The following is a 14,617-nucleotide window of genomic DNA, read 5'->3' as shown; positions in this document are numbered from 1 at the left end:
CAGGAAAATCCAACTACTATTTTTCCTTCCAGCTTAAATAGAGATTGGCGACTACATCTTCAATGGGAGCCTTTTTAATCTCCACATCACGAATCTGGCTGAATTTAGACAGATTTCCCAAAACCTCATGAATCGGAAGCTTCGTCCGGTCGAATTCATACTCATGAACATCGTTCTCAGACTTTAAAAGCTTCATATCCAAAAGAGAGAGGGGAGGCATTCCGGGCTGAGTGGTAATTAAGATCCGGTAGAAGCCGCCCATCACATCTCTAAGCTCGTTAAAATCCCCATCAAAGGCAATGTTACCCTTGTTTAACAGAACCACCCGCTGGGCCATTTCCTCTAAGTCATCCATGTCGTGGCTGGTAACGACTACCGTAGTCCCCTGCTCCTTGTTCAGTCTCTTTAAGAAGCCGATCATCTGCTGCTTGGCTAGAACATCAAGCCCCAACGTAGGTTCATCGAGAAAAATAAGGTCAGGCCCATGCAAAAGAAGCATGGCAATATCTGCCCGCATCCGCTGGCCCAGACTCAGCTCCCTGGCAAACGTTTTCAGGATATCAGACAGATCCAAAAGCTCTGTAGCCATTTGAAGATTTCTCTCGTAAACCTCATCGGGAATATTCCAGACATCCTTTTTCCACTGGAAGCTTGTAATGACCGGGTGGTCCCACCACAATTCTGTCCGCTGTCCAAAAAGAACTCCCACCCGGTTCATAAGAGCAATCCGGTCCTTTAAAGGACTTAAGCCCAGTACAGTCACCTGACCGCTTGTTGGTGTAAGTATGCCGGATAATATTTTTATGGTGGTACTTTTACCGGCGCCATTTGCCCCGGCATAAGCCACAAATTCCCCCTGTCCTATGGTCAGGGAGACCTGATCTAAGGCTGTGACCACCTTTTTTTCAGGCTTTAGAAGATTTTTAATAATATCCTTTGCTTTCCCGCTTCTTTGCCATTGAGAATATGTTTTTGTTACGTTATCTAAAACCAAAGCCGGAGTACCTTGGAGAACCATATCGTTCATAATGTTTCATTCCTTTCCTGAATAAAAATAAAGCAAGCAGTGAAAAAACTGCCGTTGCTGCCGGAAGATAGAGTGCCGGCAAAAGTCGAAGTGAGGCCACGCCTCCTGCCCCTGCCTCTAAAAGTAAGAGGGAGGGAAACCAGGCGGTTAGCCCGATGGGAAGAACGGTTAAGAATAGTCTTTTTACCACTGGGTTCATATTTCCCAGGGGATATGTTTTAAGAGAAGAAAACATATCTTTCCCCACCATGGAAATTTCCTCCGCAGCCGCTGGCGCATAAAAGGCCATGGAAGAGAGGATATAAAGAAATGCCATAATCAGCAGGCAGGAGCAAATGCCGTATAGAAGAAATAATAAAAGCCAGGTTCCATACATCGTAATTCCAACCTTGAAAGCACCGTATAAAGAAAGCCCGGCTCCCATGAAAAAGAGGGGTGAACCGGAAAATGGGCAAAATCCCTGGGTCAAAAGCTCTGCCCAAAGAGGCACTGGCTGAATCATTATGTGATCAAGCTGACCTCTGCCCACGACCCGGCTGATAAATCCAGAATTGTTGCCGATAAAGAACAGATTAAAGATTCCTTCCACAAACAGGGCGTACCCCATCATAAATAATATTTCATTTCGCCCCATTCCTGCGAAATGCTCAAAGTTTAAGGACAGGAGATAGACACCGGCGACGGTGCAGCCACCGCTGATCCCATCCGATAAAACCTGTATGAAAAAATATCTGGTATCCCGAAGGAGCCAAAGAAGATCCATGACAGCGTATCGTCGATACAGACGTAAAACCGTTTTTAAATTATCCACCAAAAGAAATCATCCTTTCTTTGCTTTTTCTGAAAAATAAAATTGCCCCGGTCCAGATAGTAAGATTCCAAAAAACCTGAAGCCCCAAAACGAAACCCGGATTATCTGCAAGCCCTGTATATATGGTAAGCGGCCCATGGCCAATGGAACCAAGAGGCATAAGGGAAAAGATGGTTCCCACTGCCTTGGGAAACAGGGTAAAGGGAATCATCTCCCCGGAGAGCAGAGCAAATATAGCTTCTCTTATGGCCAAAGCGGCAAAGCAGCCATTTTTTAAATGCATGGCAAAAGAAGCGAAAATAAGGTCAATGGCAAAGCCAAGAGAAGCAGCCAATAGGAGGCTGATAAAAGCCAGTATCCCATGGTGCAGGGAAGCAGGCCAAGGGCTGATGCCAATAAATGGCGCCAAAAGCCACAGGGGCAGTCCGAAAAACAGGAAATTAGGTATCCACCATTTTCCGATCGTTTCCGCAATAAAGCTTGCCTCCACCGGCATGGGCCTTAAAAAACGACCGATGACCGAGCCCTCCCAAAGAGAAGATGTGGCGGGGGAAATGATATTTAGCTCCTGGTGCAGTATGGTAGCCATCAAGGTATAGGTAAGTAGCTCCTCCCCCTGATTTAAGGACTTCCAGATAAAAATCAGCATGACAAACTGGACGGCCTGAATCATATAGCCTCCTGCTACGAACAGAAAGCCGCCGTCAAAAATTTGTTTGGTACAAATAAACATGGTAGAGCGTATGGCCTTTAGAAGGGAGCCATAGCCGGAAAGAATATTTTTTTTCTGATTCATGAATGAGATTCCTCCATTTTGCAGTTAAATAAGCGGTATTTAAACAAGTTGAAGTCCGTTATGTACTCTTATTTCTCGAAAAACCCACAAAAAAACCCGGCACCTATGGCGTCCGGGCAGAAAATCAGTCATTCATCAGCAAAATTAATTACCGGATGTCAGACAAAATCTGAGGTGAGACGCTGGGATTTTCGTAAAAATGGGCGCACTTATACACGGACAGTGCGAAATTACAGAAAATCACAGTAATGAATTGAATATTTTGCCATAATGTAGTGAATTCGATGGAAATATGGTTCATTTTGTCTCACCTCCTTTTAAAAGAATTTAAAGTATCATATCATTCAGCTGTCTATAAGTCAAGAAAGACAGGGCTAAAATTTAGATAACGCTGCCTCATCGGCTACGATGATCACGTCTGGATGAAGCTGCAGAATCGAAGCAGGAACACTTGGGCTTACCGGGCCTTTGATGACATCGTGAAGAATCTGTGCTTTATCCTCCCCGCTGACAACTAGAAGAATCTTTTTAGCACTCATGATGGTGCCGATCCCCATGGTATAAGCCTGTCTTGGAACCTGGTCAATGGAATCGAAAAAGCGTTTGTTGGCCTCAATGGTGCTCTCCTGAAGATCGACAATATGAGTATCCTTTGGGAAGATGTTAGAAGGTTCATTAAAACCGATGTGACCATTGTGTCCCAGTCCTAAGAGCTGTAAGTCAATGCCGCCCAGTTCCTTAATGGCTTCCTCATATCGGGCGGCTTCCTTGATCGCGTCTGTCTCTGTGCCATCTGGAATATTGGTATTCGCTTCGTTAATATTTACGTGGCGAAAAAGGTTTTCACGCATAAAGTAATAATAACTCTGGTCATTGTCTTTGGTAAGTCCTTTGTATTCATCAAGATTCGCAGTCTTGACTCTGGAAAAGTCCAGATCCCCCTTATTGTACCATTCAATCAGCTGTTTGTAGATACCAACCGGTGTGGAACCCGTTGCCAGACCCAGCACACAGTTTGGTTTCATGATTACCTGAGCTGAGATAATATTGGCAGCTTTGCGGCTCATATCGTAATAATCTTTGGCGCGATAAAGCTTCATTTTTTTATTCCTCCGTAAGATTGGAAAAAATTTTTATTTTATTCTTTCAACAGGATAACATTTTTATGTCATACATGCAATGGCATTTTGCATAAAATAATTATAAAGGAGTGGTGGCATGTCTAACTATCGAAGACTAATCTCATATATTTACGCCTATGAAGGCGGAGTCAAAGGAAAAAACATCGGATTTGCCAAGATAGAGACGAGAGGAATCCAATGCAAGATTACGGTAAGTGTGAAACGGGTATATGTGGGTGGCAATGATATAGGGGTGTACTTATTAGCCGGAGAGCAGGAAATCTACCTCGGTAATATTTTCATTCGAGGTGGTTCTGGTGAATTCAGAGCGGCAGTATCAGCAAGTGATATTGAGCATTCCGGTATTGCCGTGGATCAGTGCTTCGGACTGACCATCCACGACGTAAAAAATACATGGCGTTCCTATACGACCATATGGGAGGATGCAGTATCCCATGCGGCAGAAGTGGAATTAAAAAAAGCATCTCCGGCCAATCAAAATGACGACCGGCCCGCAATTTCAGAAGAGCAGATAAAAAAGGCTGTACGGGAGATAGAAGAAGAGTTTCCACTGCAGTCCAGTGAAACATCAGAAAATAAAGACACATCCCAGCAGCAGGCTGAGGATGCAGTAGGGGAGGAGAACCTGGTTGCCTCTCTGGAAAGTGATGCAATAAAGGATGCTCTGGAAAATGACTCCGGAGCTGACTCTTTGGAAATGCAAAATAACGAAGGCTACATAGTTGGGGATTCAGAGTCCATGTTGGATGCTCAGCAGCAAGGTGGTATGCCTGGAATGACCGGCCCCGCCCGAGGAATGACCGGCCCCGCCCAAGGAATGACCGGGCCGACCCAGGGAATGACTGGCCCGAATCGAGGAATGACCGGGCCGACCCAGGGAATGACTGGCCCGAATCGAGGAATGACCGGGCCGACCCAGGGAATGACTGGCCCCACCCGAGGAATGACTGGCCCAACTCAAGGAATGACTGGCCCGAATCGAGGAATGACCGGCCCAACTCAGGGAATGACTGGTCCAAATCGAGGAATGACCGGTCCAACCGCAGGTGCGACAGGACCTTCTCCAATGCCTGTAAATGAGCCAATTCCAACTTTAACAGGTCCAATGACAATAACCCGTCCCATCCCTACAGGACCAGTACCGGTTACGAATCCAGTATTCATAGGCCCGATTCCAGGGACCGGTCCGCGGACCACAGGCCCTACGCCTCCAGGTCCCACAATAACAGGTCCCACCGTTGGCTGGGATGGAGAATCCTCTCCCTTTAGTACAGGTCCGGTTCCGGGCTCCCGTCCCGTAACAACTGGCCCGATTCCAGGCTGGTGGCAGCAGCCGCCATCTTCCACAGGTCCGACCCCTGGCGTGCCTCAGGCAAACCGTACCGGAGCTACCGGCCCCGTTTCCCAGGAGTGGAGCGACCCGGATGAGGAAAGCCAGGATACATTTGATACCTTGGCTTATGAAAATAATACTGGTCAGATGGAAGCAGAAGCAGTACCTGCCGAGGCCATATCCTACGAAGACTCTCCTTCCCCTGGCAGAACCCTGCTTTACCGGGTCGATGCGCCGCTAAAAGAGGAACCAGTGCAGCACCCGGACGCTCCAAAGCTTGGCAATCCGGCTGATTTAGAGCGGCTTTTAAGGAATGAAGGTCAGGAAGAAAGTCCTCATGATATTGTATGGGATAGAATGAGACGGGAACATACCAGAATTCTTGCCTTTGACTATGAAGAAGGCTGTGAGATCTTAACCATCAAGCCCCAGGACATCGGCCTGTTGCCAAGAGACGCCTGGGTGTATGGAAACAACAGCTTCCTGCTCCACGGATATTATAATTACCGTTACTTAATTCTGGCAAAGCTTTTCAATGAAAATGGAATGCCACGTTATCTTTTAGGAGTTCCAGGTCATTATTACAGCAATGAACGGTATATGGCTTCTATGTTTGGCTTCCCTAACTTTGTTCTGTCAAAAGAGCAGCCAGTGGAAGACGGAAGGTTTGGTTTCTGGTACACAGATGTAAAAATAGGGGGCTAATCAGCCCCCTTGTGTGCAGTTCTTATAGTTCAACGCCCCGAAGTGATGCATTTGGCAGAAATGGTTTTAAGCTCCCGAGAAAAGCTTCCAATTCCTCTCTGGTAAATGATTCATATCCGGGGCATAAAACATCCTCAGACTCCACATAATTTTGAAGGTAAAAAAGGGAGGGCCCCATAAGCCATGCTCCAATGTCGTCGAAGTCCTTCTGAGTATGTATGCCTTTTACCACCGTAGTACGAAACTCAAAAGGGACATGCTTTTCCATTAAAAAAGAAGCGCTTTCTTCTACCTTCTCCATGCGGATTCCGGCAATACCGGAGGCCTTTGGATAATTATCTTTCCCCGCCTTAATATCCATGGCAACGTAATCAAGAAGCCCCAGAGAAACCAGCCCTTTTAAGACCTCAGGCCGATACCCGTTGGTATCCAGCTTCACAAGATAACCTAAATCCTTAATTTTTTCAATCAAAGCTTCTAAATCTCCATTCAAGGTAGGCTCTCCGCCTGTAATGCAGATTCCTTCCAATATCCCCTTTCGTTTTTCAAGAAATTCCATCATCTCATTCTCTGAAAATGATGGCGTCACATCCCCTTTTATCAACTGACTGTTATGGCAGAAAGGACATAAGAAATTGCAGCCGCCAAGGAATATCGTAGCGGCTACATGGCCAGGATAGTCAAGAAGCGTAGTTTTTTGAAGTCCGCAAAGTTTCATAGCTTCACCATTCCTTTGTTTCATGTTATACTTTCATTATACCATAATAAAATGCAAAGAGGAATTACCATGACCAGTGATGAAAAATATATGAGAGCTGCTCTCTTACAGGCGAAAAAAGCACGTGACATCGGCGAGGTACCCATTGGCTGTGTCATCGTCTATGAAGATAAAATCATAGCCCGGGGCTATAACCGCCGTACCATAGATCAGAATGTTCTGTCCCACGCGGAGATCAATGCCATCAAAAAAGCATGTAAATACATGGGAGACTGGAGATTAGAAGGCTGCACCATGTACGTGACCTTAGAGCCCTGCCCCATGTGTGCCGGAGCCATCGTCCAGGCCAGAATCCCAAGAGTCGTCATCGGCTGTATGAACCCCAAGGCAGGCTGCGCAGGCTCGATTTTGGACATGCTTCATGAGGAACGGTTCAACCATCAGGTGGAGACAGAAATCGGAGTTCTTTTAGACGAATGCTCCCAAATGATGAAAAACTTTTTTCGGGAACTGAGGGAAAAGAAAAAACAGAAACTGGAAGAGGCAAATCCCCTGTAAATCCTTGACAATCCCCATGTTTCCATGTATACTTAACTCCGGTTATATACTAAAATGTCATAAAGCTTCCGTGCAGCCGGGGAGATAGCGGTGCCCTGTACCTGCAATCCGCTCTAGCAGGGGTGATGTCTCACCTCGGGCTGTCTATTGCAGGGCTGCCCCTGAAAAGTGGCGATGACGTTTGGGTCTTACGCAACAGTACTTCGTGAACCGTGTCAGGGCAGGAATGCAGCAGCACTAAATGAATGTTACTGTGTGCCGTGAGGGTGCCTGGACTGAGTTAACTATCAGGGTAACGCCTGTGATAGCGGTTCAAAGTGAGACGCACGGATTTAAATATAAAATTCATCAGACGCCGGAAACATATTATGTTTTGCGGTGTCTTTTACAATTCCCGGAGTTCATTTTTACAAAATTCTTATTTTTCTTATATAATGAAGTTTTCCCTTGCCCGCCATTCCCCTTTGTATTATAATTGAGAATAAAATGGGTATAATAGTACCTATTTCCCTAAGACAAATCTAATCAAAGAAGGGGTGTGCTTTCATGATGAGAATTGGAATGCTGACGAGCGGAGGAGACTGCCAGAGCTTAAACGCAACCATGCGCGGCGTGGCAAAAGCACTTTACCGGATGTTCGACGATATAGAGATCATAGGCTTTGAAGATGGTTACAAAGGCCTTATTTATACCGATTACCGTATTATGAGACCTGAAGAATTTTCCGGGATATTAACAAAAGGCGGAACCATTCTAGGCACTTCAAGGCAGCCATTTAAACTGATGCGTACCCCTGATGCCAATGGCCTTGATAAGGTGGAGGCCATGAAGCACACCTATAAAAAATTGAAATTAGAATGCCTCGTGGTATTAGGAGGCAACGGAAGCCAAAAGACAGCCAATCTTCTCAGGGAAGAAGGGCTTAACGTAGTTTCCCTCCCCAAAACCATAGATAATGATTTATGGGGAACGGATATGACCTTTGGTTTCGAGAGTGCGATGAACGTGGCAACCAATGCCATTGACTGCATTCATACTACAGCCGCATCCCACGGAAGAGTCTTTATTGTAGAGGTCATGGGCCATAAGGTAGGCTGGCTGACTCTTTATGCCGGCATCGCAGGAGGAGCTGATATCATACTCCTTCCGGAGATTCCCTATGATCTTGATGTTGTAATCGAGGCCTTAAAGACCCGCACGAAAAACGGCAAAAAGTTTTCCATCATTGCCGTTGCCGAGGGTGCCATTTCAAAAGAGAATGCAGCTCTCAGTAAAAAAGAGCTGAAAGAGAAAAAAAAGAGCGGAGTCGTTTATCCATCAGTTGCTTACGAGATCGGAGCCATGATCACGGAGCGGACAGGCCAGGAGGTACGGGTCACTGTGCCAGGCCACATGCAAAGGGGCGGAGATCCATGTCCCTTTGACCGTGTGCTTTCCACCAGGCTTGGAGCAGAAGCGGCCCTGCTTATTAAGAACAAGGAATACGGCAATATGGTAGCGGTGCAAAACAATGATATCGTTAAGATGCCGCTTTCTGGTGTTGCCGGAAAATTAAAAACAGTCGATCCTCAATGCTCTATCGTCAGGGAAGCCAAGATGATAGGCATTAGCTTTGGGGACGAATAAGGAGTCAATCAGCATGTCATATACGGCATTGTATCGGAAATGGCGCCCACCGTCTTTTACAGATGTAAAGGGACAGGACCATATCGTACAAACATTAAAAAACCAGATAGTTTCCGGGCGTATCGGGCATGCATATCTGTTTTGCGGAACCAGAGGAACCGGTAAAACAAGTATTGCAAAGATTTTTGCAAAGGCAGTCAACTGTGAGCACCCGGAGGATGGAAGTCCCTGCGGAGAATGCCCAACCTGCAAAAACATTGCAGCCGGTGCTTCCCTTAACGTAGTAGAGATCGATGCCGCTTCCAACAATGGCGTTGAGAACATCAGGGAGATCAGAGACCAGGTTCAGTATCCTCCCACAGAAGGCAAATACCGGGTTTATATCATCGATGAGGTTCATATGCTTTCTACAGGAGCCTTTAATGCACTGTTAAAGACTCTGGAAGAGCCGCCCTCCTACGTGATATTCATCTTAGCCACCACTGAGGTGCATAAGATTCCCGTAACCGTAATGTCCCGCTGTCAGAGATATGATTTTAAGCGCATTACGGTGGAGACCATTTCAGACCATTTAAAGGCCCTTACTGCCGCTGAACAAATACAGGTGGAAGACAAAGCCATTACTTATATCGCAAAAGCGGCTGACGGCGCTCTAAGAGATGCCTTAAGCCTGTTAGACCAGTGCATTGCCTTTCACTATGGAGAGGTACTTACCTACGACAATGTTCTGGATGTCCTTGGTGCTGTGGATATCACTGTTTTCGGAACCTTGTTCCGTGCCATCACAGAGAACCGGACAAAGGATTGCATCTCTACTTTAGAGGAAATGGTAATACAGGGTAGAGAGCTTGGTCAGTTTGTGGTAGACTTTATCTGGTATATGAGAAATCTTCTCATTTTAAAATCTGTTGATGATACAGATAACCTGCTTGATATGTCAACAGAAAACCAGAACATCCTAAAAGAGGACAGTAACCGGATCGATCAGGAAACCTTGCTGCGGTATATCCGTGTATTTTCAGATCTATCCAATCAGCTTCGCTATGCCTCCCAGAAACGGGTACTCATTGAGGTCGCACTCATAAAGCTGACCCGTCCCCAGATGGAAGAAAACTTAGACTCCCTCATTGAGAGAATCAAGTCCATAGAAAAGCAGTTAGAGCAGGGCGTAACGGTAGCCGCTGTGCAAAAAGATGTACCTCTTAAAGAGGAGATGACTCCAGCAGAGCGTGTCTCACTTCCGAAAGGACAGCTGGAAGACTTAAATCTGATCCGAAGCGAATGGGGAAAGATTACCCGGGAATTAGGAGGCCCCAACAGGGCCAGCTTCCGGGAAACAGTGGTGGAACCAGCCGGAGAAAGCTGTCTTTGCATCGTTTTTGATGATCAGAACAGTTACATGATCGGAAGCAGAGAAGCTGTGATCTCAGAGTTAAAAGGGTATGTAGAAGACCATTACAAAAAGTCCATCGACTTTAAGACAAGAATTCGCGGCGGAGGCGAACGCCTGGATACCATTTACGTCAGCGACGAAGAACTAAAGACAAACATATTAATGGATATTACAATAGAAGAATAATAGAACAGGAAAATCAGGAGGACAGATCCCATGGCAAAACGTGGCGGTTTTCCAGGCGCAATGCCTGGCAATATGAACAATTTAATGAAGCAGGCACAGAAGATGCAGCGTCAGATGGAAGAGACGACAAAGGCCCTTGAGGAAAAGGAATACACCGCGAAAGCAGGCGGCGGAGCCGTAAGCGTTACTGTTTCCGGAAAAAAAGAAGTAACATCAGTAAAGCTGTCTCAGGAAGTTGTTGATCCTGAGGATATCGAGATGTTAGAGGACCTGATTATGGCAGCTACCAACGAAGCCTTCCGTGAGATGGAGGAAGAGAACAGTTCTGCCATGGCTAAGCTTACCGGAGGGCTTGGCGGTTTAGGCGGAGGCTTTCCGTTCTAATTATGGATTACTATAGCAGTCAGATAACGAAGTTAATCGAAGAGCTGTCAAAGCTACCGGGCATTGGCAGTAAATCCGCACAGCGTCTGGCATTTCACATCATCAATATGCCGGAGGAACAAGTGGCAGGCCTTGCTTCATCCATTACAGAAGCAAAACGCAATGTACATTACTGCAAGGAATGCTTTACCCTGACGGACAAGGAACGATGTCCCATCTGTATGAGCGAGAAGCGCAGTCATAAGGTGATCATGGTAGTGGAAGATACAAGAGACTTAGCTGCCTATGAAAAAACCGGAAAGTTTGAAGGCGTTTACCATGTCCTTCACGGAGCCATTTCCCCAATGCTTGGAATCGGACCTGGAGACATAAAGCTGAAGGAATTGATGCAGAGACTGCAGGGAGACGTGGAAGAGGTGATCATTGCTACCAATTCCAGTCTTGAAGGCGAGACAACAGCCATGTATATCAGCAAGCTGATCAAACCGACAGGAATCAGAGTTACCCGTATAGCCAGCGGAGTACCCGTTGGAGGAGACTTAGAGTACATAGATGAGGTAACATTGTTACGGGCCCTGGAAGGCAGGGTCGAACTGTAACTCATTTGCCTTGTTAGGAGATGCAAAGAATGGATAAGTACGAGTTTAATATAAAGGTTGAACAGATTAAAAAACTGGTCGGCAAAAACGACTATGAGACGGCTATGAAGATAGCCGATACGATCGACTGGAGAAGAGTGCGCAACACCAATCTACTGTCCATGGTAGCCATGGTCTATGAGAAAAATAAAGAATATCAGGAAGCCAAGGACATTCTTCTGCAGGCTTACGAGCGCGCTCCCATTGGAAAGCGCCTGTTATATAAGCTGGCTGAGCTGGCCATCAAGGAAGGCAACATCGAAGAAGCCGAAGCTTATTACAAAGAGTTCGGTGATCTTGCCTCCGAGGACCCAAGGCAGCAGCTTTTGCGTTACATGATCTTAAAATCAAAAGGTGCACCGGCTCAGCAGCTCATCCATTCCCTGGAGTCCTACACAAGTGTAGAGCTTGACGAGAAATGGCTTTATGAGCTGGCGGAATTATACAGCCTGGCTGGCATGCCCGATCGCTGTGTGGAAACCTGCGACCGTATCATGCTCATGTTCGGCCTTGGTAAATACGTGGATAAGGCCATGGACCTTAAGATAAAATATGCCCCTCTCACCCATTATCAGATGGACCTTGTAGAAAACAGGGACAAGTACGAAGCAAGACTTCGTGCCGTAGAACAAAGATATGGAAATGGCATGCCCACAGAAGATGCAGAGCCAGAGGAAGAATATTACGATGAAGAACCAGCTCCGAAAGAGGAGCCTGAATTTCTCTACCAGGAAACTCCCATGGTCTCTAATCTGGAAGCGTCCATAGAGGAAGCCGCTGTCCAGGAGAGTCTTGCAAGAGAATTATCAAAGATTTCCTACGATGAACCGGTGCTTCAGCCCGAGACAAAACTGGAGCATACAAGAGTCTTAGAAGACATCCGAAGAGTCGGACGTCCCATGACCTCTGTAAAAAGACCGAAAGGCATGGAAACCCATTCGGAGCCTGTTATCGAAGAAGATTTTACAGACCCATCCCTTAATGTTTCCGAGATTTCCCCATACAGCATGGAAGAACCAACAATTTCCCGCTTCGATACTGAGGAAGATTCTCAGATGCCCCAGTTTGATACAGAAGAATCTGGTGCCTATCAGTATGAGGAAGAAGAGCCTGAGAATGCTCAGTACCTCTCCGAGGAACCTGGCATCTACCAGTATGGCGAAGAGGACCCCGGGAACTCCCAGTACGCTGCAGAGGAATATAACAATCTTCAGTATGAAAAAGAAGAGCCTGATATGTCCCAATACGCCATGGAAGAATCCGACTATCATCAAGAGGACGGCAATTATCAGGAAAATATTGACGTTTACGAAAACGGGGAGTTCGAAGGTGAGCAGTCTGCCATAACCGCAGAAGAAGAGGAAGAATATTTCCCCCAGGCTGAGCCAGCCTATGATTCATACGCCTCAGAAATAGAAAACTCAAACCATAGCTTTTTTGAACCAGTTCAGGAAGAGCTCCACTCCGCTTCCGCGGACCACCTTCAGTTTGAGGACCTCTATGAAGAGGAAGAAGAAGATGAACCAGATGATATTCCGGTACGGAATCATCTTATGATAGAGGCAAGAACTCCTGAAAAAGGACTTTCCATGGCAGTGGAAGCCTTAAAGCAGATTCATAAGGAAAATGGTGTCAACAATCCGGTAGCAAAAATCACCGGTTCCAAATTATCCAAGCGTGGAGTATTAGCCTGCGCAGAGAAGCTTGCTGGAAAAGACCTTGTAATTGAGGAAGCCGGAGACCTTACTCTCGAAGCCTTAAATGAGCTGAACCATATCATGAGCCAGGATACAAGCGGAATGATCGTAGTCCTTATTGACAATCCAAAGCAGATGGAGACCTTACATAGGGAACACCCCGCTCTTGCCAGTAAGTTCGAATGCATTGGAAGCGGAGAGGTTGATCCTGTATCCCCGTCAAAACGTCCTGTCTCCCAGCCGGAGATTTTAAGGGAACAGCTTACGGACTACCAGGCTGCTCCACATCCTCAGACGGAAATGCCCTATAGAGAAAAGAAGCGTTTCGGCAATACCTCTAATCAGGAGACCGATTATCAGGAGTCCAATTACCAGGACCAGGCTTCCTACCAGTCTCAGGGAGATTATGAGGAAGAATATCAGGAAGATTACAGCTATGAGGAAGAAAACAATTATCTTCCAGATGAAGCGTATGAACCCCAGGAACCCGTAGAAGAAAACCCCGCTCCTCGTAAAAAGCTTTTCTCCAGAAATAAAAAGGATTCTCACAATGAGCCATACAGCCAGGAAGTAAGCCAGACCGTGCGGGAGGAAGCAGCTTCCTACGTGTCTGATGAAGAAATGGACATTGATGAATTTGCCCAATATGCCTGTCGTTATGCCAATGAGATTGATTGCAGCATTACAGGCAAGAGCATGCTTGCCCTATATGAGCGAATAGAAATCATGGAAGAAGACGGTATCTCATTAAGTAGAACATCAGCAGAGAGTCTCATAGAGGAAGCCGCAGACCGGGCAGAAAAGCCATCCTTTGGAAAACGGATCAAAAACCTCTTTTCTTCCAAGTACGATAAAGACGGACTTCTGGTTTTAAAAGAAGAACATTTCATATATTAATGGAGTATAAAATTGGACATTAAGCTTATTGCACTAGATTTGGACGGAACATTACTGAACAGTAAAAAGCAGCTTTCAAAAGAGAACCGTAAGGCACTTACTGAATGTATTCAAAATGGAATATTAGTAGTTCCCTGCACTGGTCGGACCGCAGACGGCATACCATCTGAGATAAAAGATATAGACGGTATCCGGTATGCCATAGCAACCAATGGTGCAGTCATACATGACTTAAAGGAAAATACTGTGCTGGATACCAGAATGCTGACATGGGAAAAAGCGATGGAGCTTTTAAAGTTCGTAGACAACTATCCCGTCATGTATGATCCTTATATAGAAGGAAGAGGTATCACAGAACCTAAATTCTTTGAGAATCTATCTGACTATTGCCTGACAGATGCATTGCAGGATCTGGTCAAAAAAACCAGGGACCTCCATCCCAGTATCATAGACTATGTAAGAAACATTCGTAAGCCAGTAGAAAAAATCAATCTGTTCTTCCCTGACATGGAAGGCCGGGCCAGATTAAGAGCTGAGTTAAATAAGCAGGCTGATATTCTGGTCACCTCCTCCATTCCAAACAATCTGGAGATCAATGCCCTTGGCGCATCAAAAGGGGAAGCCATTCACCGCCTAGCAGACCTTTTAGGAATCGACAGGGCTCAGACCATGGCAATTGGTGACGGTGAAAATGATTTTACGATGA

Annotated in this window: 13 protein-coding genes and 1 other RNA gene (1 of these 14 cut by a window edge); 9 read left to right on the top strand and 5 right to left on the bottom strand. The window is 46.0% G+C overall.

The genetic code is table 11. The features are described 5' to 3' along the window. Positions 1-16 precede the first annotated feature (16 nt). From OW255_RS20090 to nagB, 4 genes are all read right to left on the bottom strand, one after another. Positions 17-1,027 (bottom strand): ABC transporter ATP-binding protein, encoded by a 1,011-nt coding sequence (locus tag OW255_RS20090; protein ID WP_268115138.1) that lies wholly within the window; start codon positions 1,025-1,027, stop codon positions 17-19. After that, a complete protein-coding gene (locus OW255_RS20085) occupies positions 981-1,838 on the bottom strand; it encodes an ABC-2 family transporter protein (protein WP_268115137.1) in 858 nt (285 codons plus the stop codon). The genes OW255_RS20090 and OW255_RS20085 overlap by 47 nt, the downstream gene beginning before the upstream one ends. Further along, positions 1,831-2,634: a hypothetical protein gene (locus OW255_RS20080; RefSeq protein ID WP_268115136.1), complete on the bottom strand. Its 804-nt coding sequence runs from the start codon at positions 2,632-2,634 to the stop codon at positions 1,831-1,833. The genes OW255_RS20085 and OW255_RS20080 overlap by 8 nt, the downstream gene beginning before the upstream one ends. Before the next feature lie 374 nt (positions 2,635-3,008). After that, positions 3,009-3,734: a glucosamine-6-phosphate deaminase gene (nagB, locus tag OW255_RS20075; RefSeq protein WP_268115135.1), complete on the bottom strand. Its 726-nt coding sequence runs from the start codon at positions 3,732-3,734 to the stop codon at positions 3,009-3,011. A 118-nt stretch (positions 3,735-3,852) separates the two neighbouring features. Here nagB and OW255_RS20070 point away from each other — a divergent pair, with 118 nt between their 5' ends. Beyond that, a complete protein-coding gene (locus tag OW255_RS20070; protein ID WP_268115134.1) occupies positions 3,853-5,814 on the top strand; it encodes a DUF6128 domain-containing protein in 1,962 nt (653 codons plus the stop codon). A 22-nt stretch (positions 5,815-5,836) separates the two neighbouring features. Here the strand turns inward: OW255_RS20070 and OW255_RS20065 are convergent, their stop codons facing one another. Beyond that, positions 5,837-6,532, bottom strand: a complete 696-nt coding sequence (locus tag OW255_RS20065; protein WP_268116642.1) for an anaerobic ribonucleoside-triphosphate reductase activating protein — start codon at positions 6,530-6,532, stop codon at positions 5,837-5,839. A 69-nt stretch (positions 6,533-6,601) separates the two neighbouring features. Between OW255_RS20065 and tadA the strand changes: the two genes are divergently transcribed. The 8 genes from tadA to OW255_RS20025 all read left to right on the top strand — a co-directional run. Then, positions 6,602-7,090 (top strand): tRNA adenosine(34) deaminase TadA, encoded by a 489-nt coding sequence (tadA, locus tag OW255_RS20060; protein ID WP_268115133.1) that lies wholly within the window; start codon positions 6,602-6,604, stop codon positions 7,088-7,090. A gap of 68 nt (positions 7,091-7,158) precedes the next feature. Next, an RNA gene (ffs, locus tag OW255_RS20055) (signal recognition particle sRNA large type) lies at positions 7,159-7,420 on the top strand. 216 nt (positions 7,421-7,636) lie between these two features. Then, positions 7,637-8,716, top strand: coding sequence for a 6-phosphofructokinase (locus tag OW255_RS20050; protein WP_268115132.1), 1,080 nt, complete (start codon positions 7,637-7,639; stop codon positions 8,714-8,716). A gap of 13 nt (positions 8,717-8,729) precedes the next feature. Then, positions 8,730-10,295, top strand: coding sequence for a DNA polymerase III subunit gamma/tau (gene dnaX / locus OW255_RS20045; protein WP_268115131.1), 1,566 nt, complete (start codon positions 8,730-8,732; stop codon positions 10,293-10,295). 30 nt (positions 10,296-10,325) lie between these two features. Continuing rightward, on the top strand, positions 10,326-10,679 hold the full coding sequence (locus tag OW255_RS20040) for a YbaB/EbfC family nucleoid-associated protein (protein WP_024838037.1): 354 nt from the start codon (positions 10,326-10,328) through the stop codon (positions 10,677-10,679). 2 nt (positions 10,680-10,681) lie between these two features. Then, complete coding sequence (gene recR, locus OW255_RS20035; RefSeq protein WP_024838038.1) at positions 10,682-11,278, top strand: recombination mediator RecR; 597 nt, start codon at positions 10,682-10,684, stop codon at positions 11,276-11,278. A gap of 29 nt (positions 11,279-11,307) precedes the next feature. Next, the gene (locus OW255_RS20030; RefSeq protein ID WP_268115130.1) at positions 11,308-13,911 is read left to right on the top strand and encodes a tetratricopeptide repeat protein; all 2,604 of its coding nucleotides are present in this window, start codon (positions 11,308-11,310) and stop codon (positions 13,909-13,911) included. Between the two features lie 12 nt (positions 13,912-13,923). Beyond that, positions 13,924-14,617: the 5' portion of a Cof-type HAD-IIB family hydrolase gene (locus OW255_RS20025; RefSeq protein ID WP_024838040.1), read on the top strand. 140 nt of this gene lie beyond the right edge of the window; the window shows 694 of its 834 coding nt (coding positions 1-694); its start codon is at positions 13,924-13,926; its stop codon lies beyond the right edge, outside the window.

Origin of the sequence: Lacrimispora xylanolytica (genome assembly GCF_026723765.1) — a bacterium.
Lineage (GTDB): Bacteria > Bacillota > Clostridia > Lachnospirales > Lachnospiraceae > Lacrimispora > Lacrimispora xylanolytica.
Note: the sequence above shows the minus strand (reverse complement) of the source record. Positions and strands in the feature narration are given on the sequence as shown.

What these genes read in the sequence shown, in the direction of transcription:
- OW255_RS20030 (WP_268115130.1), top strand. Translation starts at nt 11,308, where the DNA reads ATGGATAAGTACGAGTTTAATATAAAGGTTGAACAGATTAAAAAACTG.
- recR (WP_024838038.1), top strand. Translation starts at nt 10,682, where the DNA reads ATGGATTACTATAGCAGTCAGATAACGAAGTTAATCGAAGAGCTGTCA.
- OW255_RS20070 (WP_268115134.1), top strand. Translation starts at nt 3,853, where the DNA reads ATGTCTAACTATCGAAGACTAATCTCATATATTTACGCCTATGAAGGC.
- dnaX (WP_268115131.1), top strand. Translation starts at nt 8,730, where the DNA reads ATGTCATATACGGCATTGTATCGGAAATGGCGCCCACCGTCTTTTACA.
- OW255_RS20080 (WP_268115136.1), bottom strand. Translation starts at nt 2,634, where the DNA reads ATGAATCAGAAAAAAAATATTCTTTCCGGCTATGGCTCCCTTCTAAAG.
- OW255_RS20050 (WP_268115132.1), top strand. Translation starts at nt 7,637, where the DNA reads ATGATGAGAATTGGAATGCTGACGAGCGGAGGAGACTGCCAGAGCTTA.
- tadA (WP_268115133.1), top strand. Translation starts at nt 6,602, where the DNA reads ATGACCAGTGATGAAAAATATATGAGAGCTGCTCTCTTACAGGCGAAA.
- nagB (WP_268115135.1), bottom strand. Translation starts at nt 3,734, where the DNA reads ATGAAGCTTTATCGCGCCAAAGATTATTACGATATGAGCCGCAAAGCT.
- OW255_RS20040 (WP_024838037.1), top strand. Translation starts at nt 10,326, where the DNA reads ATGGCAAAACGTGGCGGTTTTCCAGGCGCAATGCCTGGCAATATGAAC.
- OW255_RS20090 (WP_268115138.1), bottom strand. Translation starts at nt 1,027, where the DNA reads ATGAACGATATGGTTCTCCAAGGTACTCCGGCTTTGGTTTTAGATAAC.
- OW255_RS20065 (WP_268116642.1), bottom strand. Translation starts at nt 6,532, where the DNA reads ATGAAACTTTGCGGACTTCAAAAAACTACGCTTCTTGACTATCCTGGC.